Raw genomic sequence first — 21,598 nt, 5'->3', positions numbered from 1 at the left:
AAATTCCACTTACTCAGACCCCGTTAAGCCTCTTGTTCTAAACTGTGCCGGTTCGTAGGGGCGCGCCAGAGGAGCCGTCGAATCGGACGGGGGTCGTGAGCGGGAACATGATGACGGGACGTTGGACGCCGGAAGCGGCGCATGCTTGGTTCAAGGCTCAGCCTTGGCTGGTCGGCTGTAATTTTACGCCGTCAAACGCGATAAATCAGCTGGAGATGTGGCAAGCGAGTACGTTCGACCTGCCGACTATCGATCGGGAACTGGCGCTGGCTGCTTCCGTGGGCATGAACTCGGTTCGTGTCTATCTGCACGATCTGCTGTGGCTGGAGGACAGCCACGGCTTTCTCGACCGGATCGACGCGTTCCTGAACGTCGCGGATCGGCATCGCATCCGCACCATGTTGGTGCTGTTCGATTCCTGCTGGCACCCTGAGCCCGCCCTCGGACCACAGCCGGAACCGCGGAAAGGCGTGCACAATAGCGGCTGGGTGCAGTCGCCCGGCATGCCCACGCTTCAAAATGCGGACGAGCATCATCGCCTGGAAGATTATGTCCGGGGCGTCGTAGGCCGCTTCGGTCAGGACCCGCGCGTACTGGCTTGGGACATCTGGAACGAGCCTGATAACGGCCCGGAGGTCGCGCTGTGCGATCCCGTCGCGCTTCAGGCGAAAGCGGACCTGGTAGTGCCGCTGCTGGTGGACGCATTCGGCTGGGCGCGGGACATGAAGCCGATGCAGCCGCTCACCAGTGGGATTTGGCTGGGCGACTGGTCGGCGCCCGATCTGCTGAGCCCCATTCAGCGCGCGCAGACGGGTCATTCGGACATCATCTCCTTCCACAATTACGGCATTGCCGAAGATTTCGCGCAGCGCGTCAAATGGCTGAAAACCATGGGCCGCCCGCTCATGTGCACCGAATATATGGCCCGTCCGGCGGGCAGCACCTTCCAGGCGATCCTGCCCGTGGCCAAGGAGCATGAGGTCGGCACCTTCTGCTGGGGTCTGGTCAAGGGGAAGACGCAGACGCACCTGCCCTGGGACAAATGGGAAAATCCGAACATCGAAGGGCTGAAGGAACGCTGGTTCCACGACATCTTCCATGAAGACGGCACCCCCCATGACGAAAATGAGGTGGAGTTCCTGCGGTTGATCAGCGAACTGGACAAGATCGCCGCCTGAACAAAGGCGGCGCGCATTTCTAAAAGCATCCGTTCGTTCGACATCTTTGGGCGGAAAGGCTAGTTTTTTCGCGATCAGTCGTGAAACTAGCCGGAGCTTGACCATGACCATCACCATCAGCGCGTTCGAACGATCTCCCGACGGCGGTCAGGGAATGGCGCGGGACATGCGGGTGCGATGGGCGCTTGAGGAAGCGGGTCAGCCTTATCAGGTCCGGTTGCTGTCGTTCGAAGCGCTGAAAGAGCCTGGCTACAAGGCGCTGCAGCCCTTCGGGCAAATCCCGGCTTATGAAGAGGGCGACCTGGTCCTGTTCGAATCCGGAGCGATCATCTTGCACATCGCGGAGCGGCATGGCGGTTTGCTGCCGGAAGACCCGAACGCCCGCGCCCGCGCGATCGCGTGGATGTTCGCCGCGCTCAATACGGTCGAGCAGCCGATCGTGGAACGAGAGATCCCCGAATATCTGGAGCGCGACAAAAGCTGGTATGAAGCCCGCATGCCGTTGCTCGATGAGCGGGTGGACCACCGACTGGGCGAGCTTTCCATCCGACTGGGTGACGTTGAATGGCTGGATGGCGCGTTCAGCGCCGGTGACCTGCTGATGGTGACGGTCCTGCGCAGGCTGATCGGATCGGGGCTGTTGGAGCGCTATCCCAACCTCGTCGCCTATATTGCTCGCGGCGAAGCGCGACCCGCTTATCAACGTGCTTTCGCCGACCAACTGGAGGTTTTCAAGCAATCCGGACAGGCGGACTGATCAGGCGGCGTCGGGCTGACGCTCCGGATGGGCGGCCTCGACGGCAGGCAGGCTCGTCGCTGCTTCACCCGCTGCGATCAGGCGAGGATAAGGTGAAAGATCGACGCCAAAACGGCGGGCGTTGTAGAGTTGCGGCACGGTGTAACAATCCGCCATCGTGGGCGCATCGCCAAAGGCAAAGCCGCCGCCATGCTGCGCGACCATTTGCTCAAGCGGGCCAAAGCCTGCCTCGATCCAATGGTGAATCCAGGCCCGCACCTGCTCCTCGCTTGCGTTGAAATCTGCCCTCAGCCGATTGAGCACGCGCAAATTGTTGAGCGGGTGGATGTCGCATCCAATCAGCGCCGCCATCGACCGTACGATGGCGGCCTCATCGGCGCTTTCCGGCAGCAGTGGCGGCGTCGGCCATGTCGCCTCTATCCATTCCAGGATCGCAGAGCTTTCGATCAGGATCGTGCCGCCCGTCTCCAGCGCCGGGACCAGCCCATGGGGCGCGATGGCGAGATAGTCACCCTGACGCTGCGCGCCGGTCGTCAGATCGTGGCTGACCTGCGCATAATCCACGCCCTTCAGGTTGAGCGCGATGCGTACCCGATAGGCGGCCGACGATCGCCAATAGCCGTGCAGCGTCAGCGCGGCCGTCATGCGGGCAACACCACGGCCCGGCACTCGCCAAGGCCAATGGAAACAAAGCCCGGCGCGTCCGCAGTTGCACGCAATATGACCTCATCGCCATCCTCGACGAAGGCGCGTGTTTCGCCATTGGACAGTTGGAACGGGTCCTGCCCCCCTGAGGCCAGCTCTAACATACTGCCGAAACCCTCCCGCGTCGCTGCCGAAATAGTGCCGGTGCCGAGCAAGTCACCGGGATTGAGATTGCACCCGTTCGACGCATGGTGGGTCACGATCTGATTGACCGTCCAATACATGTTGGTCGCCGGCCCTGTGCTGAGACGCACTGGAGCCTCGCCTTCCTCCCGCATGCGCTGCGTCTGCAGAAACACCTCCAGCGTCAATGCCAACGCACCATGCTGCAGGTCCGCTTCGGACAAGAGATAGGGCAGCGGCTGCGGATCCCCCGCGGGCCTTGCAGGCTGCGGAAGGTGGAAGGGAGCCATGGCCTCGGCCGTCACGATCCAGGGCGATATGGTCGATTGGAAATTCTTGGCGAGGAAGGGGCCGAGCGGCTGATATTCCCACGCCTGAAAGTCGCGCGCCGACCAGTCGTTGAGCAGGCAGAAACCTGCCACATGCTCATTGGCTTCCCCGATGGGAATAGCTTCGCCGAGCCGATTGCCCGGCCCGATCCACACGCCAAGTTCCAGTTCATAGTCGAGCCGAACTGAAGGGCCGAAGATCGGATGCTCAGCGTCGTGCGGCTTTCGCTGACCGCTGGGACGGCGAACCGGCACGCCGGACTGGCGGATCGACGAAGCCCGGCCATGATAGCCTATCGGCACATATTTATAATTGGGCAGCAACGGGTTATCGGGCCGGAACTGCCGCCCGACATTGTTGGCATGATGAATGCCGACGTAGAAATCGGTATAATCGCCGATCCGCGCGGGCAAATGCATGACGGCATCAGCGGCTTGACGAAGCAGAGGCTCCACGGCTGCGCGGTTCGCCTCGTCCGACAGCAGGTCGCTAACACGCCGCCGCAACGCGCGACGCCTTTCGGACGGCAGGGCGAGCAGCCGATTGAGCGTTGCTTCGCTGCATATCTCCTGCCAATCCCCGCTCAGCAGATTAGCTGTCGTGCAGGCGCGCAGGTCGAGGATCATGTCCCCTATCGCGACGCCGATCCTCGGCCCCTCACCTCGCGGCGCAAAAATGCCGAAGGGAAGGTTCTGGATCGGAAAATCCCCGTGCCCTTGCGCACTCTCCGCCCAGCTGGTCCGCGCCGGATCATGCGTCTCGTCCGTGCGCCACCAACTCATGAGCGAGGCTCCAGCTGCGCCTTGGGAAATCCCGCCCAGCAGGCGTCATAATCGGCCTGAAGCAACGGCGTTTCCATCGCCCAGGCGGTCGGCGCGAAGGGAAAGCGGCTTTCGAACATGAACGCCATCATCTCGTCGATCTTGGTGGGGGCCAGAGCCGCCGACACCGCCTTGCCATGGCTTTCCACATCCGGGCCATGGGCCGACATGCAATTGTGCAGCGATGCGCCGCCGGGGACGAAGCCGCCGGATTTCGCATCATATTCGCCGCGGATCAGGCCCATATACTCACTCATCACGTTGCGGTGGAACCAGGGCGGGCGGAACGTGTCTTCCGCCACCATCCAGCGCGGGGGGAAGATCACGAAATCGACATTGGCGGTGCCCGGCGTGTCGCTGGGCGATGTGAGGACAGTGAAGATCGACGGATCGGGATGATCATAGCTGACTGTGCCCATCGTGTTGAAACGGCGCAGATCATAACGGACGGGCGCGAGATTGCCGTGCCAGGCGACCACGTCGAACGGACTATGATCCGCCATAGTGGTCCACAGCGCGCCCATGAATTTCTGGACGATTTCATAGGAGCGCTCAATATCCTCATAGGCCGCGACCGGGGCTTCGAAATCGCGGGCATTGGCCAGCCCATTGGATCCGATCGGTCCCAGTTCCGGCAGGCGAAAGGGCGCTCCATAATTTTCGCAGACATAGCCCCGAGCCCCAGCGTCGAGCAATTCGACGCGAAAACGCACGCCTCGGGGGATGAGGATCATTTCCAGCGGCCCGGCACGCAGAATCCCAAACTCGGTCACAATGCGCAACCGGCCCTCTTGCGGCAGGATCACCATCTCGCCATCGGCATTGAAGAATGCGCGATCGCCCATCGAATTGTTGGCCGCGAACATGTGAATGCCGCATCCGATGCCTGCCGCAACGTCTCCATTGCCGACATGGCTGATGAGCCCGTCGATGAAGTCAGTCGGCTCCTTAGGCAGTTCAAGCGGATTCCAACGAAGGCGATTAGGCGACGGCGTCCGTTCAGTGAACGGCCCGGAGCGCAACAGGCTAGGAGTGGCATAAGGGCGGAAAGGCTGATGGCCCGCTGACGGCCGCATCCGATAGAGCCAACTGCGATGGTTCTGATGCCGGGGCGCGGTGAAAGCGGTGCCCGAAAGCTGCTCTGCGTAGAGGCCATAAGGCGCACGCTGGGGGGAATTACGGCCCACCGGCAGCGCGCCCGGCAGCGCTTCGGTGGAATGCAGGTTCCCGAAACCCGGCATCGTCGGCTCGACACGCCCGGATGCCTCAACGACTGGAGCGAAGGAACCGCCAGTGGTGGAAGCATTCATATCAGCCTCACTCGTCAACGGTGATAACGCCCCGCCTTATCTGGTCGAGTTCTATGCTTTCGAACAATGCCTGAAAATTGCCGTTGCCGAAACCTTCATTGCCCTTGCGCTGGATGATCTCGAAGAAAATCGGGCCGAACATATTTTCCGTGAAGATCTGTAGCAATATGCCCTCTTCCTGCGCATTCCCATCGATCAGGATGCGATTTTTCTTCAGCCGTTCCAGATCCTCGCCATGACCGGGCACCCGTTTGTCGACCAGCTCATAATAAGTATCGATCGTGTCCTGAAGCCGCACGCCGCGCGCCCGCAGCTTTTCCACCGTCTCGTAGATATTGGCCGTGGTAAGGGCCAGATGCTGGATACCCTCGCCATGATATTGCCGGATGAACTCCTCGATCTGGCTATTCTCATCCTGGCTTTCGTTAAGCGGAATGCGGATAGCTCGATCCGGAGCGATCATAGCCTGGCTGAAAAGGCCGGTCACCTTCCCTTTGATATCGAAATATTTCTGCTCCTCGAAATTGAAGAGCGTCCGGTAGAATTGGCTCCATACGCGCATATGTCCGCGTTCGACATTATGGGTGAGGTGGTCAAGCAGGTCGAGCCCGACATTGTTCACAGCCTCCGCTTCGCGCCAGCCCGGGAACTCCGCCCAATCTGCATAGAGATCGCCGCCATCCTGAACGAAATAGAGATAGGACCCGCCAATCCCCTGAATGACCGTATCGTCTTCCTCGGTCGGCTTGGCGCCATGATCAAGCGCCCACCGCATCGCCGCTTCTGGATCAGCGACGCGAAAGGCCATCGCGCTGGCCGATGGACCATGTTCGCCACGAAAGGCGGCGACCCGGCCGGCATCGTCGCGGTTCAGCATCAGGTTGATGCGGCCCTGCTTGTAACGGGTGATGTTCTTCACCGGATGCCGGTGCGTCGGCACAAAGCCCAGTTGCTGGAACTGCTGCGACATCGCATCCGGTTCTGGAGACGTAAATTCGACAAATTCAAAGCCATTAAGGCCAAGCGGATTGGCTGTCATGCCAGTCATGCTCCCGTTTTGGACCGCGCATACGCTTGCGTGCCCCGGTTGAAGATTATGTCCTGCGGAATGATCTCCGCAGTTCCCAAGTCGCTCTCGCGCTGCAACTCTTCATAAAGCGGCGCGAAATCCATCTCGACGGTCTGGCGAAGCAGGTCATCGAAGCTGTCGATCACGAAATACGTCTGCTGATAGTCGTCGATCCGGTAATGGGTCCGCATCAGCCGCTTGAGATTGAAGCCGATGCGATTTGGCGAGGGGTCATCCAGGGCGAAGACGGACTCGCCATAGGAAGACAGGATGCCAGCCCCATAAAGCTTCAAATCCTGGCCCTGCCGGATCAACCCGAACTCGACCGTGTACCAATATAGACGCGCCAGGCGATCGATCGCGCCAAGTCCGTCGGCACGCAGCCCGCCCTCGCCATAAGCCTGCATATAATCGGCAAATGCGGGGTGGGCGAGCAGCGGGACATGGCCGAACACATCGTGGAACACATCCGGTTCCTGAAGATAATCCAGTTGCTCAGGCGTGCGGATAAAGCGGCCCGCGACAAAGCGGCGATTGGCCAGATGTTCGAAGAATATCCGGTCAGGCACCAGCCCCGGCACCGCCACGACTTGCCAGCCCGTCAATTTCATCAGTCGATCGGACAGTTCGGCAAAGTCTGGAATACCGGACTTCGACAAGCGAAGGACGTCCAGGCCGTCCATAAACTCCTTGACTGCCCGCTCGGGGAGCATCGCCGCCTGACGCGCGAACAGCCTGTCCCACATCGCATGGTCTTGCGGCGTGTAGGCTTCCCAATCCTGAGGGATCGTCCAGTCCTCGGCGGCTTGCGCGGGACGCTCGGTAGCAGGCTGCGCCATGGCCACCTTATCGCATGAAGCCACCGAAAAGAGGTTTCAATATTCAGCGAAATGCCGCATCATCTGATAGTTTTTCATCATAGAGACGATGAACATGAAAAACTCTCATCAGATCGACGCCATTGACCGTAGGATCCTATCAGCCCTTCAAAGCGACGCGACGGTCAGCCATGCGGAACTGGCGGACAGGGTCGGCGCGTCAACGGCCTCCTGCTGGCGCCGTATCAAGGCGCTGGAAGCCGCCGGCATCCTCACGGGCTCGGTACGCTTGGTGAACCCGGAGAAGATCGATCGCGGCGTGAACGTGCTTTGCAACATCCGCATGCGCAGCCACGCTCGTGACGCGAGGCAGGCATTTGAGGACTTTGTGGATAGCCGTCCTGAAATCGTCGAATGTTTTTCCATGTCGGGCGAGTGGGACTATCTGCTCCGGATAGTCGTCGCCGATGTGGCGGACTATAATCTCTTCCTGATGCACACATTGCTCGGACAAGCGGCGGTGGCCAATGCGGCGTCTCATTTCGCCCTTTCCATGACGAAATATACGACTGCGATACCTGTGTGAGAGCTGGGCGATACCATGAACTTAAGCGCTGCGCCGAGCCCGTATAGCGGCAGGACGCAGCCCCATGATCGGGAACTTTCAATGACTTAGCCGGTTTTATCCATGGACGCGGCCCGCGCACGGTTATTCGGGGGCGGCCTGCGACCGTAGGAGCGTCCCGTCCCGCCTTCTGGGGCAAGGCGGGACGATTTTAGCACGAGCGCCGCTATCCTCTCCCCTTGCACTTGATCGCCGATGCCGCCAAGCATGCGCGATGCATGGGCATGACAGGCGAAGCAGGGCGGGGCGGCCCAAGTCGGCAGAGGTCGAAAATCGCGCCCAAGCTCTGCTGGAAGTCGCCGAGCAGGCTCTGATTGAGCTGGGCTATGAGCGGGCAACGCTTCAGATCATCGCGCGGCAGGCGAAAGTGTCCAAAAAGACCATATACGCCAAATATGGCGGAAAGCCTGGGCTGTTGCGCGCGGTCCTGGACCAGATAGCGGATCGCAACATGGCGGCGGATCTGAGCTTACTGGACCGAAACGATCCGGCCGAGGGCCTTTATGAATGGGCGCGCATGATCACGCGCAGCACGCGTACGCCTGCCGCCCATGCGATCACGGCAATCAGCATGCGCGAAGGGCTCCGCTTCCCCGAATTCAGGAAAGCGATGGAGGAAACCCGCAGGCTCCGCCAGCAGGCGCCTCTGCGATCCTATCTCGAACGACTTCAGGCCAGGGGCCTGATCCGCCCGGTCGATTGCAACGAAATAGCGTCCATCTTCCTGTGGGTCCTATCGCAGGACATGGTCATGGCCGTCTCCGCCGGCACCGCCCAGCCGCTTTCCGATGAAGAGGCGGATGAAAAGGCCCGGCGCATCGCCAGGCTCATAGCCCAGGGCCTCACCCCAGTCGCAGGATGAAAGGCGGCGGGGGGCAGACGCCTCCACCCGCCCCTCCTTAAATCTCAGTAACGGCGGCCAAGCCCCCCATCATGATAGATGGATGCCCCGGTCACGAAGCGGGACTCGTCCGAAGCGAGATAGACAAAGGCGTGCGCTGTATCTTCAGGAAAGCTTTCGATGCCGAGCGGGCACATATCGACCAAATTTTGGATCCCGGCCTGGCCCGATTCATAGAGTCCCAGGCGCGCATATTCCTCATAGGCTTCTTTCAAAAGCGGCGTGGTGGTCTGGCCCGGATGCACCGAATTCACGCGAATCCGCTTGGGTCCGAATTCGATCGCGCCGCACAGCGTCAGCATGCGCTGCGCCGATTTGGACACATGATATCCCAGATTGTTCGCATTGGGCATGTAGGACGCCATCGACACGGTATTGATCACCGAACCGCCGCCGGGAAAGCGTTTGATGGTCTCGCTAAGCGCGGGCGCGCAATGCTTCATGCCCAGGAAACCGCTGTCATGATTGACGGCCATTACCTTGCGCAGGTCTTCCAGAGAAGTGGTTTCAATGCCGCCGTGGATCGATATGCCCGCATTATTCACCAGGACATCAATCGCGCCGAACTCGGCAAGAACCGTTTCCACCAGCGCCGCCCAATCCGCCTCCAGCGTCGCATCCTGCACCACCAGCTTGAACCGGCCCGCGCCATGCTTACCCTCCATTTCGCCCGTCAGCGCGGCGGTGGATTCTACCCGCAGGTCGGTAGCGATGACCGCGCGCGCACCTTCGCGCAAAAAGGCGTCACATACTGCTGCACCGATATTATCCGGACGACCTGCACCCGTGACGATTGCCACTTTTCCTTCCAAGCGCGCCATAGCCTCATCGTCCTCTCTCTTGCTTCTTGAAGAAATGGGTACTTATGAGTTCCATATCGAGTCAAGAAGATAGTAGGAAGCTAACACGCCAAGGCGCGGCCGATCGGCTTAGATCATCAAAACCGGCATCCATGGAAAAGCCGAGGCAGCATGGAGCAAGGGGATGCCCCCTGCGCCAGGCCCGTCGCTTGCTAGAACCGGAAAGTCGCCGTGCCCATGACGTTGCGCGGCGCGCCTACGAAGCAGTCGCCACGCGACAGGCAGGACGCGAAATAGCGCTTGTTCAACAGGTTGGTCGCATTGATCGCAAAGCGCCAATCCTTCCAGTTGATCTCCGCCAGCGCATCGACCAGCGTGTAGCTGGGCGTCACTATGGTCCAGGCCGAGCCGACCGAACTGCGTTTCCCGGTATAGTTGACTCCCGCGCCAAGCCGCAGTTGCGCTCCATCCTCAAGGCCGAAGGTCTTGGTCGTCCAAAGCGAGGCCGCATGGCGTGGCAGATAATCAAAGGTCGCCGTTTCGTGCGAAACCAGCTTGTTGTAACCATAGTTGACCCCCAATTCGAAATCTTCCGGCAATCTGTGGCTGGCTTCGACTTCGATGCCCTTGCTGGTGATTTCCCCCGACTGGGTGACCGAAGTGCCAGCGCCGTAGATGATGCGATTGATTTCCTTGATGTGGAATGCGGTGACGGTGAGCAGCGTGTTTGGCTCCGGCTGCCATTTGAGGCCCGCCTCATATTGCGTGCCCCGCTGGGGCTTCGCCTGACCGCCGCCATCGATTGTCATGGCGATCGGCAGGAAGCTCTCGGTATAGCTGAAGAAGGGTGAAAAGCCCGCGCCGATCTCGCCGATGATGCCCGCGCGGAATGTCGTCGCCTTGTCCTTTACCTGCGACCCGGCGGTGGCCACGCGGTCGCGCCGCGCGCCAAGCACGACCGATACACGGTCCCACATGCGGATCTGATCCTGCACATAGAGGCCAAGCTGTTTCTGGGATTCCCGCGTTGAATATTGGTCAAGTGCGGGGATGGTCAGTGCGTCATAGTCGATGTCATAGAGATCGATGATGTCCGACCCATAACCGCCGCGCTTGCGCACTTCGTTCCAGCTATAATCGACGCCGACCAGCAGCTTATGTTCGATCTGCGATCCGGTGTTAAATTTGAACAGCAGATTGTTGTCGGTCGAAAAGACATTCATGCGGGCATAGGAACCCTCGTTCAACAGGGTGATCGTGCGCCCGGCAGCGTCCAGATAAGGATTGGTCGGATTGGTGTAACTGTCGGTATAATGCGTAAAATAGGTGAGATCGCTATCGATGTAGCGCGCCTTCACGTTCAACTGAACATTATCGCCAAAGCGCTGGGTCAGCGATCCGCCACCCTGAAGCATGCGGCCGTCATAGCGGTCCCAGCCCGGCTTGCCGACGAACAGATAGGGGTCGAGCGTTTCGCTATTGTTGGGATTGGGACGGAAAGTTCCCACGATGGGCAGGAACTGCGACGTCGATCCGCTCTTGTCCTTCTGATAAAGGCCAAGCAGCGTGATGTCCGTATCCGGCGTCGGCTGCCAGCGAATGGACGGCGAGAAAAAGACGCGGTCATCGCGGACATGATCGACATAGGTGTCGGCGTCGCGGACCCGGCCCACCGCACGGACCGCCAATGTGTCGGACAGCGCGACATTGACGTCGCCCATCGCTTCTTTCCGGTCGTAGCTGCCATAGACGACCGAAACTTCGCCGCCCGTCTGGAAGGTCGGCGTCTTGGAAACGAGATTGACCAGACCGCCGATCGAGCCCTGACCAAACAGCACCGATGCCGGGCCACGCACGATTTCCACCTGTGAGAAATTATAGGGGTCGGCGGTGATGCTGGCATAATAGCTGAAGATATCGCGCATGCCGTCGCGGAACTGCTGCGCACTGATCCCGCGAATGACAAAGCTGTCCACGCGCGTGTCGCGGCCATAGGCATTTGCCGTCACCCCCGCGGCATAGCGGACGGTGTCGCTGATGCTGATCGCGCCTTGCGACAGAAAAGTCTGGTCACTGATGACGGTAACCGGCTGCGGCACCTGGATCGGCGGCGTTTCGGTCTTGGTGCCTGCTCGCGCCGTCACCACGATGCTGTCGCTGCTCGTGTCCGCATCCTCAGGAGCGGCCGCCTCATTGGCGAGAACGGGGTGCGCCACGGCCAAAGCCGCCAATGCAACACCGATCTTCATGATGCCGTCAGTTTTCATCAGAAATCCCCCTTACGATCCATGGACCTGCACCTAGATATATTGCTACAGCTTCGCAATAGCGTTTTGTTCGTCTTTCGATGCACCAGGATCAGCGGCTTTGACAGCGCCCGCTCGGCAGCGCATGGGCAGCGGATGCAAATGGCCAGTTTCGACGTCGATATGTTCCTGCGCGATTATTGGCAGCAACGCCCTCTGCTGATCCGCAATCCCTGGCGGGCGTGGCGCAATCCGCTGGAGCCTGACGAACTGGCGGGCCTCGCATGCGAGGAGGGTGTCGAATCCCGCCTGATCACGCAGACGCCTGACGGGCTGAAAATGGAAAGCGGCCCTCTGCCCGAGGCTCGCTTCGGCGAACTGGGCGACAGTGCCTGGACGCTGCTGGTGCAGGCCGTGGATCATCATGCTCCGCAGGTCGCTGAACTGATCGACGCCTTCCGCTTCATACCCAATTGGCGCATCGACGATGTGATGGTCAGCTATGCGACGGACGGCGGCGGCGTTGGGCCGCATTATGATCAATATGACGTGTTCCTGATCCAGGGCCTCGGCCGGCGGCGCTGGCGGGTGGGGCCGCGGTGCAATTCCCAAACGCCCTTGGTTCCGCATGAGGATCTGCGGCTGATTGCCGATTTCGATGCGACGGATGAATGGATATTGGAGCCCGGCGACATGCTCTATGTCCCGCCTTGCTATGCGCATGACGGCATTGCTGTCGGCGATGACTGCATGACCTATTCGATCGGCTTCCGCGCCCCTTCCGTCGCCGAACTGATTGAAGGCTGGAGCGAGCATCAGGCGGACGGACTGACCGAAGAGGATCGCTATGCCGATCCGGGCCTTGCGATCCAGGTCAATGCAGGTGAGATCAGCGCCCCTGCTCTCGACCGCCTGCATGCGATGGTTATGCAAGCCCTGTCGGACCGCGACGCCTTCGCCCGCTGGTTCGGGCTACATAACAGCCTGCCCAAATATGCCGACGCCGATTGGCGGCCAGAGGAGCCGGTCGAGGAACAGGAGGCGAAAGCCCTCCTCGCATTAGGCACGCCGTTGCGGCGCAATCCCGCCAGCCGCTTCGGCTTCATCCGGCAGGGCCCCGGTATCCTGCTTTTCGTCGATGGCCATTGTTTCGAATGTAATGGCGAAACAGCAGCGCTCGCGGAAGAACTGGCTGCCACGCCCATCGTGCGGACTGATCCGGCGCTTGCCGCCTCGCAAGCGGCGGTCACGCTCATCAAGGCGCTGATCGATCAGGGCAGCCTCGCCTTCGAGGATGAGGATTGAGGCCATGACGCTCATCCTCTTCAACAAGCCCTATGGCGTGCTGTGCCAGTTCTCGGACGAAAGTACCGGACCTCCCCGTCCCACCCTGGCTGCCTATATCGACCGGCCTGGCGTCTATCCGGCTGGTCGGCTGGACCTCGACAGCGAGGGCTTGTTGCTGTTGACCGACGATGGCCGAATGCAGGCCCGGATCGCCGATCCCCGCTTCAAGACCCCGAAAACCTATCTCGTTCAGGTCGAAGGCGATCCCGACGAGGCCGCCTTGGAGGGATTGCGGCGCGGCGTCCGACTGAAGGACGGACCGACCTTGCCCGCACAGGTCGAACGGATAGACGATCCCGCCCTTTGGCCGCGCGATCCTCCGGTCCGGTTCCGCAAGAGCGTGCCCGATTGCTGGCTCCGCCTGACGATCCGCGAAGGCCGCAACCGGCAAGTGCGCCGCATGACCGCGGCGGTTGGCCTTCCCACGCTGCGCCTGATCCGGTGGCGCATCGGCGACTGGACCCTCGACGGCATCGCCCAGGGGGAATGGCGCGAAGCATCCGGCTAGGCTGCCAAACGCGTCTAATTCTCTATTTCATTCTTTAAGTTTCTCAAATCGCGGTTGACCCATTTGATATCAGCCGCAAACCGCTCGTCATCCATGTCCGGCTGACGAAACAGCGTCAGCATAACTTCCGCGCCCTCGCCATTGCGCACCACCCTAAGCGGCACATGAACTTCCTCACCTGTGCCCAAATCCACATAATGGTCCATCACGCCATAGGCGTTATATGGCGTAAAGCGGATGCGGATTGGCCCCTCCGGACCGTCCGCGAGCCAGCCTTCCCCGTCAGGCCGCAGGCCGGACTCCGCGAGCCCGGACGCCCATCGGGGAAAATATTCGGGCTGCCAGATCTTCTCATAGACCGTCTGCCAATCCTGGTTGATCGTGATGCTATATGTTCGAGCGGGAAGCATTTCGGAAACTCCTGCGATTATCTGTTCACGTCGCTGTAGCGCCCGCCCCTCCGCTCGCCTATGCCGGTGACAAATTGCGGCGATACAAAGAAAGATACGCTCATGGCCCTGGTGAAAAAGGCTGCGCTGGGAAAGCGCACGCGCGGGAAGCAGGTTGCAGCGCCACAAGCGGATGAGCCGCAGTCCGGCAAAACCATCTCAATCGGCAGCGCTCCCGCGCGTTCAGTGCGTTCCAAGCGCAAGCCGCTGACGGCGGTCGAGCGGATCGACCAAGCGACACAGGAACTGTCGAGCGGGTTAGGAGAATCCGCCTCCGCAGCGGCCGAACTGCAGCGCAGCGTCGAGCAGATGGCGAGCGGTGCTGATGAAGCCGCCAGCGCGGCGCAGGAATCGCTGGGCCTCATCGGGCATCTGCGCTCCCACTTCCGGGAAGCGACCAATCGGGCAGCCGCATCGCGCAATCAGACCGAGCGGCTCCAGGCGGCCTTTGCCGAAACCTCTGCCCAAATCGATGCGTCCGTTGCTGCGATCGAGCTTAACGCGCGCCGCCAGCTGAATTCCGTTGCCGCGATCGAGCAGCTGGAAGCGGCTGCGACGCGCATCAGCATCGTCGGGGGTATGGTCGAAGATCTCGCCGAGCAGACCGGGATGCTGGCTTTGAACGCGTCGATCGAAGCCACGCGCGCGGGCGACGGCGGCAGGGGCTTTGGCATCGTCGCCGACGAGGTGCGCGAGCTTTCAGAAGCTTCGGAAGCGAGCGCCACCGACATTCGCAAACTCGCCACGGAGATCATGGAGGGCGTCCGCACGGTCGCGAGCAGGATGCAGGCGGCCAGTGCGCGAGCGAGCGAAGAGGCCCTGCATGGCGGCGGGATCAGCACTGCGCTAGGCGAAGCGCGGACCACATTGGCAGCGGTGGTGGACGGCACGCATGAGATCGCGGCCGCCGCGGTTCAGGCCGAGGCCGCTGCTACTGAGTCCGAGCTTGGCGCGGAACAGGTCGCAACCGCTGCGGAGGAACAGTCGGCAGCGGCAGCGGAAGCGCAGCAAGCCATAGAGCAGCAGGCCGCCTCTCTCGAGCAGAGCCAGCAGACGGCCGAAGCGCTGGCCGAATTGAGCGCAGCACTGGGAGCGGGGGACGCTGACGAGCGCGCGGTAGAGCAAGTTGCTGCGGCCGCCGAACAATTGTCCGCCACCGTGCAGGAGCTGTCGGGCGCATCCAGCCAGATCCAGATCGCAATCGAGCAGATTGCTCGCGGGGCGCAACTGCAAAGCGCTGCCACGCTGGAGGCCAGTTCGGCCATGGGCCAGATCGAAACCAGCGCTACCATCGCGAAGGAACGTGCGGCGAGCGCGGTCGAACGTCTCGATATGATTGTGGCCTCAGTAGCAGACGGCAGCGCAACCCTGACGAAGTTGATCAGTGGCGTAGGTGAAGCGGTCGAGGAAACTCGCGCTGTCCTCGAACTGCTGAGTGCCCTTGGAGAGACGGCGCGCCGTGCCGAAAAAATCGCCGACGCCTTGGCCCTCGGAGCATTGCAGACCAATATGCTAGGCGTTAGCGGCGCTGTCGAAGCCACCCGCGCGGGTGAGGCGGGCCAGGGTTTTGCGACAGTGACCGCCGACATCCGCAAACTCGCGCGCAGCCTTGCGGCCAATGCCGAGGACGGGAAGGATGTGGTGCGCGCAATTCAGGACAGCATCCATTCGGCCCGCCGCGACCTTGATCAGATTGCGGCGGCAGGTGAGGTCGAGGCCGCGCGTAACCAGGGGCTGCTCGACCGCTTTGCACAAATGGCGGCCGAGGTTGACGCAACCCGCGCCGACAATGGCGTAATCCTGGCGGGCGCAGAAGCGATCCAGCAGGCCGCGCGTGAGGTTAAGAGCGGGTGCGAGCAGATCGCTCAAGCGGCCGAGTTGGCAGCGGAAGCCGCTCGTGAAGCCGGAGTAGCCGCCCAGCAGCAGGCGCAGGGCACGGAGATGCTCGCCGCCGCCGTCGAGGATATCGCCTCGCTCGCTCAAGCGCTCAATATCCGCAGCGACATAGCCGCCGAATGAGAGCCGAGCAGCGGCTAGTATTCCGCGCTGGAGAGCGGCGCTACGCACTGCCCGCGAGCCGGGTGCGCGAAATAGCACGCCTGCCTCAGCTGACACCGGTGCCGCTGGCGCCGCCCTGCCTGCTCGGCCTTGGAAACGTGCGTGGAGAGACGCTGGCGGTCCTCTGCCCCCGAACTTCCGACAAGCGCGAAGCGCAGGATAGGCCCCGTCGTATTTTGATATTGTCGGGCGCGCAACGCATCGCGCTCGCAGTCGATTCGGTCGATCGTCTGAGCCCGGATCAAGCAGCAGCGGACGAAGTTGACGATCTCGCCATAGACGATTTGGTCGCACGCAGTTTCCCCGTGCGTGAGACCGCCCGCCGCGCATTGGTTGCGGCTACCGCCCGGAATGCTGATCTGGCTGATCAGCAGGACCGCATAGCCTTGCTGCGGTTCGCAATCGGCGATCAGAGCTTCGCCCTTCCGGTTGAAGAGATTGCGCAAGTGCTGCGCGTCCCCGGCAGCATCGCGCGCTTACCTGGAGCTGACCCTGCCGTGATAGGGACCATGGCTTGGGAGGACATCACCCTCGGGTTGCTATCGCTTGCTGCCCTGCTGGGTCTGCCCGGATCGGATGTGAGTGGCCGAGCGGCCACGAACCGCGCCAGCCATATCATAGTGGTCGCGCTGGGCAGTCACAGGCTCGGCCTTCTCGTGGACCGTGTGGAGAGCATATTGCAACTGTCCTCGTCGCGCGTCGATGACCTACCCGCCACCGTGCTCCGCAACGATGGCGAAGCTCGGATACGCGCGATTTGTCGCCCCGAAGGCGGAGGCAAGCTGGTGTCGATCCTGGCCGCTGATCATTTGTTAAGCGAAGCCCGAACGAGGCGCCTCCTCGCCGGTAGCGCAAGGCATCAGACTTCGACACCCGCAAAAACGGATCGGGACGAGGACAGCATCTCACTGCTGCCGGTAAGGATCGGCGAGCATCTCATCGCCTTTCCAGTTGCCGCCATCGCACAGGTCGCGACTCGGCCCGCCCGCCTGACCAAGATCGCAGGTGTGCCGCCCTGGCTTCTGGGCGTGGCTCCCGTCCATGGCGAGCCGTTGGCTATCATCGATCAGGTGTTGCGGATGACCGGCTCCCCGGCCAGTGGCGTGCGCCAGCGGTTACTGCGGGTGCAAGCGGGGGGGCAGCGGCTTGGCTTCCTCGTCGATGACGCGCGCGCGATCGTCGTGGTCAAATCAAGCGCCCTCGCCCCAGCCCCACTACCCGACGTTCTGGCAGACGGTATCTTCTGTGATGCGCTTCAGCACGGCGGGAAGGATGGCGGGCCGCCGATGCTGGTGATCAACCCGGCTGCCCTGATATCCTCTGCGGAACAGGAGCTGCTCGCCGAAGTGACCGCCCAGCAGTTAATGGCCGCATCATGATCCGGCTATTGATCGTCGATGATAGCCCGTTGATGCGGCATTTGTTGATCCAGCTTTTTGCCGAAGCTGGAGATTTCACGGTCGAAGTTGCGCGCAATGCAGACGAAGCGCTGAAGAAAATCGAAAACATTCATCCCGACGTGATTACGCTCGACGTCCACATGCCGGGCATGGACGGCCTCGCCTGCCTCGACCGCATAATGATCGAGCGGCCGACGCCGGTTGTCATGCTATCCTCCCTCACGGAGGCAGGCGCCGACGAGACGCTGGAGGCGCTGGCGCTCGGCGCGGTCGATTTCATCGCGAAGCCGCGTGGCCCTCTTTCGTTAGAGATTGAAGGGATCGCCGCAGACCTTATCGAAAAGGTCCGTACTGCGGCGAGCGCCCATATCCCGCGCAGCACGCGCCTCGCCGATCGGGTTCGCCAGCGGGCGGCGACGGGACGCCTCCCGGCTCCCACGGCTCTCGGCTCCGCCCGCCGATCCCCTCCCCCAGTCAAACCACGCCTTTCACGCGTGAGGGCGCCTCACCTTCCTGCAACAGTCTCGCTTTCGGGAATCGAAGCAGTACTGGTCGGCGTCTCGACCGGCGGGCCGCCTGCCCTCGATGCGCTGCTCGGCCCACTGCCAGCGGATTTTCCATGGCCGATTATCATCGCCCAACATATGCCCGCGAGCTTTACAGGGCCACTCGCCCGGCGCCTTGATCGTGCATGCGAGATACAGGTGGTGGAAGTGCAGCAACCTACCCCTCTTCAGCCCGGCACGGCCTATATCGGCCGGGGTGACGCGGATCTCGTCTTTTCCCGGCGTGGCGGCGTGCCTCATGTGCTCGCCGCTCCGGTTCAGGCGGAACGGCTGTGGCACCCGAGCGCAGATCGAATGGTCGAAAGCGCGCGAGGGCTGTTCCCGCCTGAGGCTCTGATCGGCGTCCTGATGACGGGCATGGGACATGATGGCGCCAAAGCCATGGCGGCTCTGCGCCAACACGGCGGTCATGTTATCGCGCAGGACGAGGAGAGTTCCGTCATATGGGGCATGCCGGGCGCGCTCGTCGCCGCCGATGGGGCTGACATAGTCCTGCCGCTCGACAGCATCGCCGCGCAGCTAATTGCCTGGGCGACGCCATGATGGAGAGCGCAACAGAAAGCCTGCTGGCCGGCTCTTCGCTCGAACAGTTTACAACGCTGCTCTATCGCCTGACTGGAATGAAGTTCGGCGAAAAGAAGCGCTATTATCTTGAACGGCGCGTCACGGAGCGAATGAAGCGCACCGCCACGACGGACATTGTGCGCTATCTCTACCTGCTCGAACATGACCCGCACGAGCGGCAGTTGCTGATCAACGCCGTCACCATCAATGAAACCTATTTCCTGCGCGAGGACCATCAGCTCGCCGCCCTCGCCGACGACATCTTGCCAGCGATCGCTGCGAAGAAACAGCCCGGTGACCTCATCCGCATCTGGTCCCTGCCCTGCTCGACGGGTGAGGAAGCTTATTCCATTGCGCTCTGGCTGCTGGAACGATGGCCACTGGTCGATGCCTATAATGTGGAGATCATCGGATCGGACATCGATACCCATGCGCTCGATGCGGCGCGAGAAGGCTATTACAGCGCGCGGTCGCTAGGCCGCTTGCCCGAAGAGATGCTGTCCGCCTATTTTGAGCAGGAGCATAATCACCGGCGTCGGATCGTCCAGGACTTACGTGAGTCAGTCCTGTTTACGCAGGTCAATCTGAACGATTGCGCGTCTGTAGCCAGCCAAGGCGGCTTCGATATCATCCTGTGCCGCAACTTGCTTATCTATTTCGATGAGGCTTCCAGAGCCGAAGCTGCGCAAAATCTTCACGAAGCGCTCTTCCCGGGCGGCTATCTGCTCCTGGGCCATAGTGAGTCCATGGCGCGGATCGATGAACGCTTCGATCTGGTTCGCCTGGACCGGGCAATCGTTTATCGGAGGCGCTGATGGACGAGCTTCTCGAACAATTTATCCTGGAAGGTCGGGATCTGGTTGCGGACGCGCATTCAGTCTTGGTCGCGCTGAGCCGCGACCCGCAGAACAGGACGGCGCTCGATAGTCTCTTTCGTTCAGTCCATACCCTAAAGGGATCAGTGGCCCTTTTCGAGATGGCCCCGGCCGAAGAGATGCTCCACGCCGCGGAGACCCGGCTGGAAGCGGCGCGCAGGAGAGACGCGTTACTCGACGAACGAGCGCTCGACGCTGTGCTGGCCGTGATCGACCAGACTGATCGATGGATCGACGCCATGCAAATGACCGGTTCGCTGAGCGAAGGGGCGGAGGCGCAGGCTGACCGGCTGATCGCCATGTTGCTCGCCGATGATGGGGCCGGCGGCACGGAAGCGGACGGACGCCCTCACCCGATGGCTGCGCTCGTGACGCAAGAGGCGGATTGGCTCGTTGCTCTACGTTCGAGGCCGGAATTCTCGCCAGTCGGTCTTCAACAGGCGCAGACGGCGTTCCGGTACACGCCCGATGCAGACTGCTTCTTCCGCGGCGAAGACCCGCTGGCGATAAGCGCGGCTGTTCCGGATCTGCTCGCGCTGGCGGTGCTGCCCGCAGCAGGTGAATGGCCCGCCATTGCGTCATGCGAACCGTTCCGCTGCATCAGCGTGATCGAGGGTATCAGCGGCGGCGATGAGGCGGCGGTGCGGGCGGCATTCCGACTGATGCCCGATCAAGCTGCGGTCGCACCTTTGGGCAGCGTGCTTGAAGCTCCGTTGCCCGATGTCGGCCCTCAGCCCAAGGACCCTTCGTCCATGCTGCGGGTCGAGGCATCCAGGCTCGATCGTCTGGCGAGCCAAATCGGCGAACTCACCGTCGCGATCCGGACCTTGCGGCCTATCGCCGACCGCCTGCGCGCGCTAGACCCATTGCTGGCCGCAGAACTCAGCGCCGCAGACGATGAGATCGGCCGCGTTGCAGCAGAGGTACAGCGATCTGTCGCGCGAGTGCGGCAGGTTTCGCTTGAACCCGTGCTGCGCCGCTTGCCACGCCTCGCTCGCGAAGCTGCAGCAAACCTGGGGAAACCGGTCCGCTTCATTTTAGAAGGAGAAACAGCGCGCGTTGACAAGGAGGTGGCGGACCAACTGTTCGAACCATTGCTCCACATCGTGCGCAACGCCGTCGATCATGGCATCGAGCCCGCCAGCGAGCGCACCGCCCATGGCAAACCGCCTGAGGGAAAAATCCACCTGTCGGTCCGGCCGGAGGGGAATGGCATCAAGATCATGATCGCGGATGACGGGCGCGGTATCGATGCCCGAGCCTTGCGTGAGACAGCGATCGCGAAAAGATTGATGAATAGCGATGCGGCCGCTGCTCTCTCTGATGCAGAAGCACTCCAGCTCATCTTCCTTCCTGGCTTTTCGACCGCAGAAAGGGCGACCAGCTTGTCGGGCCGGGGGGTTGGCATGGATGCTGTGAAGGCTGCCGTCGAAAAGCTGGCAGGAACCATCGCAGTCGAAAGCGAAGTGGGCCAAGGCACTCACATTGCCCTGCGACTCCCCGCGAATGCCTTAACGACCCCACTCGTGGTGGTTGGCGCAGGAGGCCAGCAATTGGGCATTCGGCTGGACCAGATCGTAGAGACCGCCCGGATCAGCGCCAGTGCGATCCATCCTCTGGGCCAGAAGGCGCAAGCTTGCGTGCTGCGCGAGGAAACGGTGCCCGTACTCGATCTTGCCTCCTTGCTCGGATTTGAGCCGGCAAGTGGCGGCATTGCCAGGCTGCTCATCACCGATATTGGTCCCTGCCGCACCGCGCTTCGTGTGGACAGCTTGGACGAGCGGTTCGACGGCGTCGTGCGCCGAGCTGATGGCCTGCTCACCGCGCTGCCCGCCATCGCGGGCACTGCCATGATGACGGACGGTCGCATTCTGTTGGTGCTGGATTTGCCGGAGCTGATGGCGTGAGCGTGACCATTGGGCAGGACCGGATCATCCTTACCGGCGCCGCAACCGTGGAGGATGCCGAGCGGTTGCTTGCGGCGCTGCTCGATCATCCTACGCACGTGATCGATGTCAGCAGCCTCGTGCGTGCGCATTTAGCAGTGGTGCAATTGCTCCATGCCGCAGGGCGCCCGCTGTCAGGAGTGCCACAAGACAACTTCCTGCGGGAGGTGGTGCTGGGGCTCCTGATGAATCCGTAACAAAT

General features: G+C 61.6%; 20 protein-coding genes. 12 read left to right on the top strand and 8 right to left on the bottom strand.

All coding sequences use genetic code 11. The features are described from left to right. Window positions 1-95 precede the first annotated feature (95 nt). Together ACFO3E_RS12265 and ACFO3E_RS12260 are read left to right on the top strand one after the other, a co-directional pair. Window positions 96-1,178 carry a cellulase family glycosylhydrolase gene (locus ACFO3E_RS12265; RefSeq protein ID WP_380805025.1) on the top strand — a complete coding sequence of 361 codons (1,083 nt, stop codon included), beginning with the start codon at window positions 96-98 and terminating at the stop codon, window positions 1,176-1,178. Between the two features lie 103 nt (window positions 1,179-1,281). Continuing rightward, entirely contained in the window at window positions 1,282-1,935 is a 654-nt protein-coding gene (locus ACFO3E_RS12260) for a glutathione S-transferase family protein (RefSeq protein ID WP_066531408.1), read from the top strand. Here ACFO3E_RS12260 and maiA read toward each other — a convergent pair whose 3' ends face one another. The 5 genes from maiA to phhA form a co-directional block, all read right to left on the bottom strand. Then, window positions 1,936-2,580, bottom strand: a complete 645-nt coding sequence (gene maiA / locus ACFO3E_RS12255) for a maleylacetoacetate isomerase (protein ID WP_066531405.1) — start codon at window positions 2,578-2,580, stop codon at window positions 1,936-1,938. Continuing rightward, the gene (gene fahA, locus ACFO3E_RS12250) at window positions 2,577-3,875 is read right to left on the bottom strand and encodes a fumarylacetoacetase (RefSeq protein WP_066531403.1); all 1,299 of its coding nucleotides are present in this window, start codon (window positions 3,873-3,875) and stop codon (window positions 2,577-2,579) included. Before fahA ends, maiA begins: the two co-directional genes overlap by 4 nt. After that, the gene (hmgA, locus tag ACFO3E_RS12245) at window positions 3,872-5,155 is read right to left on the bottom strand and encodes a homogentisate 1,2-dioxygenase (RefSeq protein ID WP_066531819.1); all 1,284 of its coding nucleotides are present in this window, start codon (window positions 5,153-5,155) and stop codon (window positions 3,872-3,874) included. The genes fahA and hmgA overlap by 4 nt, the downstream gene beginning before the upstream one ends. Window positions 5,156-5,231: 76 nt before the next feature. Next, window positions 5,232-6,272 carry a 4-hydroxyphenylpyruvate dioxygenase gene (hppD, locus tag ACFO3E_RS12240; RefSeq protein ID WP_380805021.1) on the bottom strand — a complete coding sequence of 347 codons (1,041 nt, stop codon included), beginning with the start codon at window positions 6,270-6,272 and terminating at the stop codon, window positions 5,232-5,234. Next, on the bottom strand, window positions 6,269-7,132 hold the full coding sequence (gene phhA / locus ACFO3E_RS12235) for a phenylalanine 4-monooxygenase (RefSeq protein ID WP_066531396.1): 864 nt from the start codon (window positions 7,130-7,132) through the stop codon (window positions 6,269-6,271). The genes hppD and phhA overlap by 4 nt, the downstream gene beginning before the upstream one ends. A gap of 94 nt (window positions 7,133-7,226) precedes the next feature. Here phhA and ACFO3E_RS12230 point away from each other — a divergent pair, with 94 nt between their 5' ends. Beyond that, window positions 7,227-7,697 (top strand): Lrp/AsnC family transcriptional regulator, encoded by a 471-nt coding sequence (locus ACFO3E_RS12230; protein ID WP_066531817.1) that lies wholly within the window; start codon window positions 7,227-7,229, stop codon window positions 7,695-7,697. A 253-nt stretch (window positions 7,698-7,950) separates the two neighbouring features. Next, window positions 7,951-8,598, top strand: coding sequence for a TetR/AcrR family transcriptional regulator (locus tag ACFO3E_RS12225; RefSeq protein WP_380805017.1), 648 nt, complete (start codon window positions 7,951-7,953; stop codon window positions 8,596-8,598). A gap of 44 nt (window positions 8,599-8,642) precedes the next feature. On the opposite strand, the gene ACFO3E_RS12220 is transcribed toward ACFO3E_RS12225, so the two are convergent. Together ACFO3E_RS12220 and ACFO3E_RS12215 are read right to left on the bottom strand one after the other, a co-directional pair. Further along, window positions 8,643-9,458 carry an SDR family NAD(P)-dependent oxidoreductase gene (locus ACFO3E_RS12220; RefSeq protein ID WP_066531392.1) on the bottom strand — a complete coding sequence of 272 codons (816 nt, stop codon included), beginning with the start codon at window positions 9,456-9,458 and terminating at the stop codon, window positions 8,643-8,645. 191 nt (window positions 9,459-9,649) lie between these two features. Further along, on the bottom strand, window positions 9,650-11,686 hold the full coding sequence (locus ACFO3E_RS12215; protein ID WP_066531815.1) for a TonB-dependent siderophore receptor: 2,037 nt from the start codon (window positions 11,684-11,686) through the stop codon (window positions 9,650-9,652). A 153-nt stretch (window positions 11,687-11,839) separates the two neighbouring features. Here ACFO3E_RS12215 and ACFO3E_RS12210 point away from each other — a divergent pair, with 153 nt between their 5' ends. Further along, window positions 11,840-12,988, top strand: coding sequence for a cupin domain-containing protein (locus tag ACFO3E_RS12210; RefSeq protein ID WP_066531813.1), 1,149 nt, complete (start codon window positions 11,840-11,842; stop codon window positions 12,986-12,988). 4 nt (window positions 12,989-12,992) lie between these two features. After that, window positions 12,993-13,538 carry an rRNA large subunit pseudouridine synthase E gene (locus ACFO3E_RS12205; RefSeq protein WP_066531391.1) on the top strand — a complete coding sequence of 182 codons (546 nt, stop codon included), beginning with the start codon at window positions 12,993-12,995 and terminating at the stop codon, window positions 13,536-13,538. A gap of 14 nt (window positions 13,539-13,552) precedes the next feature. Here ACFO3E_RS12205 and ACFO3E_RS12200 read toward each other — a convergent pair whose 3' ends face one another. Further along, complete coding sequence (locus tag ACFO3E_RS12200) at window positions 13,553-13,948, bottom strand: polyketide cyclase (RefSeq protein ID WP_066531390.1); 396 nt, start codon at window positions 13,946-13,948, stop codon at window positions 13,553-13,555. A gap of 102 nt (window positions 13,949-14,050) precedes the next feature. Between ACFO3E_RS12200 and ACFO3E_RS12195 the strand changes: the two genes are divergently transcribed. The 6 genes from ACFO3E_RS12195 to ACFO3E_RS12170 are packed head-to-tail and all read left to right on the top strand — an operon-like array spanning window position 14,051 to window position 21,593. Beyond that, window positions 14,051-16,006, top strand: coding sequence for a methyl-accepting chemotaxis protein (locus tag ACFO3E_RS12195; protein ID WP_066531812.1), 1,956 nt, complete (start codon window positions 14,051-14,053; stop codon window positions 16,004-16,006). Then, window positions 16,003-17,424: a chemotaxis protein CheW gene (locus ACFO3E_RS12190; RefSeq protein ID WP_066531389.1), complete on the top strand. Its 1,422-nt coding sequence runs from the start codon at window positions 16,003-16,005 to the stop codon at window positions 17,422-17,424. Before ACFO3E_RS12195 ends, ACFO3E_RS12190 begins: the two co-directional genes overlap by 4 nt. Then, entirely contained in the window at window positions 17,421-18,554 is a 1,134-nt protein-coding gene (cheB, locus tag ACFO3E_RS12185) for a chemotaxis-specific protein-glutamate methyltransferase CheB (RefSeq protein WP_066531384.1), read from the top strand. Before ACFO3E_RS12190 ends, cheB begins: the two co-directional genes overlap by 4 nt. After that, the gene (locus ACFO3E_RS12180) at window positions 18,551-19,390 is read left to right on the top strand and encodes a CheR family methyltransferase (RefSeq protein WP_066531382.1); all 840 of its coding nucleotides are present in this window, start codon (window positions 18,551-18,553) and stop codon (window positions 19,388-19,390) included. Before cheB ends, ACFO3E_RS12180 begins: the two co-directional genes overlap by 4 nt. Continuing rightward, the gene (locus ACFO3E_RS12175) at window positions 19,390-21,357 is read left to right on the top strand and encodes a chemotaxis protein CheA (RefSeq protein WP_066531381.1); all 1,968 of its coding nucleotides are present in this window, start codon (window positions 19,390-19,392) and stop codon (window positions 21,355-21,357) included. The genes ACFO3E_RS12180 and ACFO3E_RS12175 overlap by 1 nt, the downstream gene beginning before the upstream one ends. Further along, window positions 21,354-21,593 carry a hypothetical protein gene (locus ACFO3E_RS12170; RefSeq protein ID WP_380805012.1) on the top strand — a complete coding sequence of 80 codons (240 nt, stop codon included), beginning with the start codon at window positions 21,354-21,356 and terminating at the stop codon, window positions 21,591-21,593. The genes ACFO3E_RS12175 and ACFO3E_RS12170 overlap by 4 nt, the downstream gene beginning before the upstream one ends. Window positions 21,594-21,598: the final 5 nt, after the last annotated feature.

Source organism: Sphingobium tyrosinilyticum, assembly GCF_042654265.1.
Lineage (GTDB): Bacteria > Pseudomonadota > Alphaproteobacteria > Sphingomonadales > Sphingomonadaceae > Sphingobium > Sphingobium tyrosinilyticum.
The sequence above is the reverse complement of the archived record's forward strand: the minus strand, read 5'-3'. Positions and strand labels throughout refer to the sequence as shown.

What these genes read in the sequence shown, in the direction of transcription:
- hppD (WP_380805021.1), bottom strand. Translation starts at nt 6,272, where the DNA reads ATGACTGGCATGACAGCCAATCCGCTTGGCCTTAATGGCTTTGAATTT.
- ACFO3E_RS12220 (WP_066531392.1), bottom strand. Translation starts at nt 9,458, where the DNA reads ATGGCGCGCTTGGAAGGAAAAGTGGCAATCGTCACGGGTGCAGGTCGT.
- ACFO3E_RS12210 (WP_066531813.1), top strand. Translation starts at nt 11,840, where the DNA reads ATGCAAATGGCCAGTTTCGACGTCGATATGTTCCTGCGCGATTATTGG.
- ACFO3E_RS12260 (WP_066531408.1), top strand. Translation starts at nt 1,282, where the DNA reads ATGACCATCACCATCAGCGCGTTCGAACGATCTCCCGACGGCGGTCAG.
- ACFO3E_RS12215 (WP_066531815.1), bottom strand. Translation starts at nt 11,686, where the DNA reads ATGAAGATCGGTGTTGCATTGGCGGCTTTGGCCGTGGCGCACCCCGTT.
- ACFO3E_RS12195 (WP_066531812.1), top strand. Translation starts at nt 14,051, where the DNA reads ATGGCCCTGGTGAAAAAGGCTGCGCTGGGAAAGCGCACGCGCGGGAAG.
- ACFO3E_RS12200 (WP_066531390.1), bottom strand. Translation starts at nt 13,948, where the DNA reads ATGCTTCCCGCTCGAACATATAGCATCACGATCAACCAGGATTGGCAG.
- ACFO3E_RS12180 (WP_066531382.1), top strand. Translation starts at nt 18,551, where the DNA reads ATGATGGAGAGCGCAACAGAAAGCCTGCTGGCCGGCTCTTCGCTCGAA.
- ACFO3E_RS12190 (WP_066531389.1), top strand. Translation starts at nt 16,003, where the DNA reads ATGAGAGCCGAGCAGCGGCTAGTATTCCGCGCTGGAGAGCGGCGCTAC.
- phhA (WP_066531396.1), bottom strand. Translation starts at nt 7,132, where the DNA reads ATGGCGCAGCCTGCTACCGAGCGTCCCGCGCAAGCCGCCGAGGACTGG.
- ACFO3E_RS12175 (WP_066531381.1), top strand. Translation starts at nt 19,390, where the DNA reads ATGGACGAGCTTCTCGAACAATTTATCCTGGAAGGTCGGGATCTGGTT.
- ACFO3E_RS12205 (WP_066531391.1), top strand. Translation starts at nt 12,993, where the DNA reads ATGACGCTCATCCTCTTCAACAAGCCCTATGGCGTGCTGTGCCAGTTC.
- hmgA (WP_066531819.1), bottom strand. Translation starts at nt 5,155, where the DNA reads ATGCCGGGTTTCGGGAACCTGCATTCCACCGAAGCGCTGCCGGGCGCG.
- ACFO3E_RS12225 (WP_380805017.1), top strand. Translation starts at nt 7,951, where the DNA reads ATGCATGGGCATGACAGGCGAAGCAGGGCGGGGCGGCCCAAGTCGGCA.
- cheB (WP_066531384.1), top strand. Translation starts at nt 17,421, where the DNA reads ATGATCCGGCTATTGATCGTCGATGATAGCCCGTTGATGCGGCATTTG.
- ACFO3E_RS12230 (WP_066531817.1), top strand. Translation starts at nt 7,227, where the DNA reads ATGAAAAACTCTCATCAGATCGACGCCATTGACCGTAGGATCCTATCA.
- maiA (WP_066531405.1), bottom strand. Translation starts at nt 2,580, where the DNA reads ATGACGGCCGCGCTGACGCTGCACGGCTATTGGCGATCGTCGGCCGCC.
- fahA (WP_066531403.1), bottom strand. Translation starts at nt 3,875, where the DNA reads ATGAGTTGGTGGCGCACGGACGAGACGCATGATCCGGCGCGGACCAGC.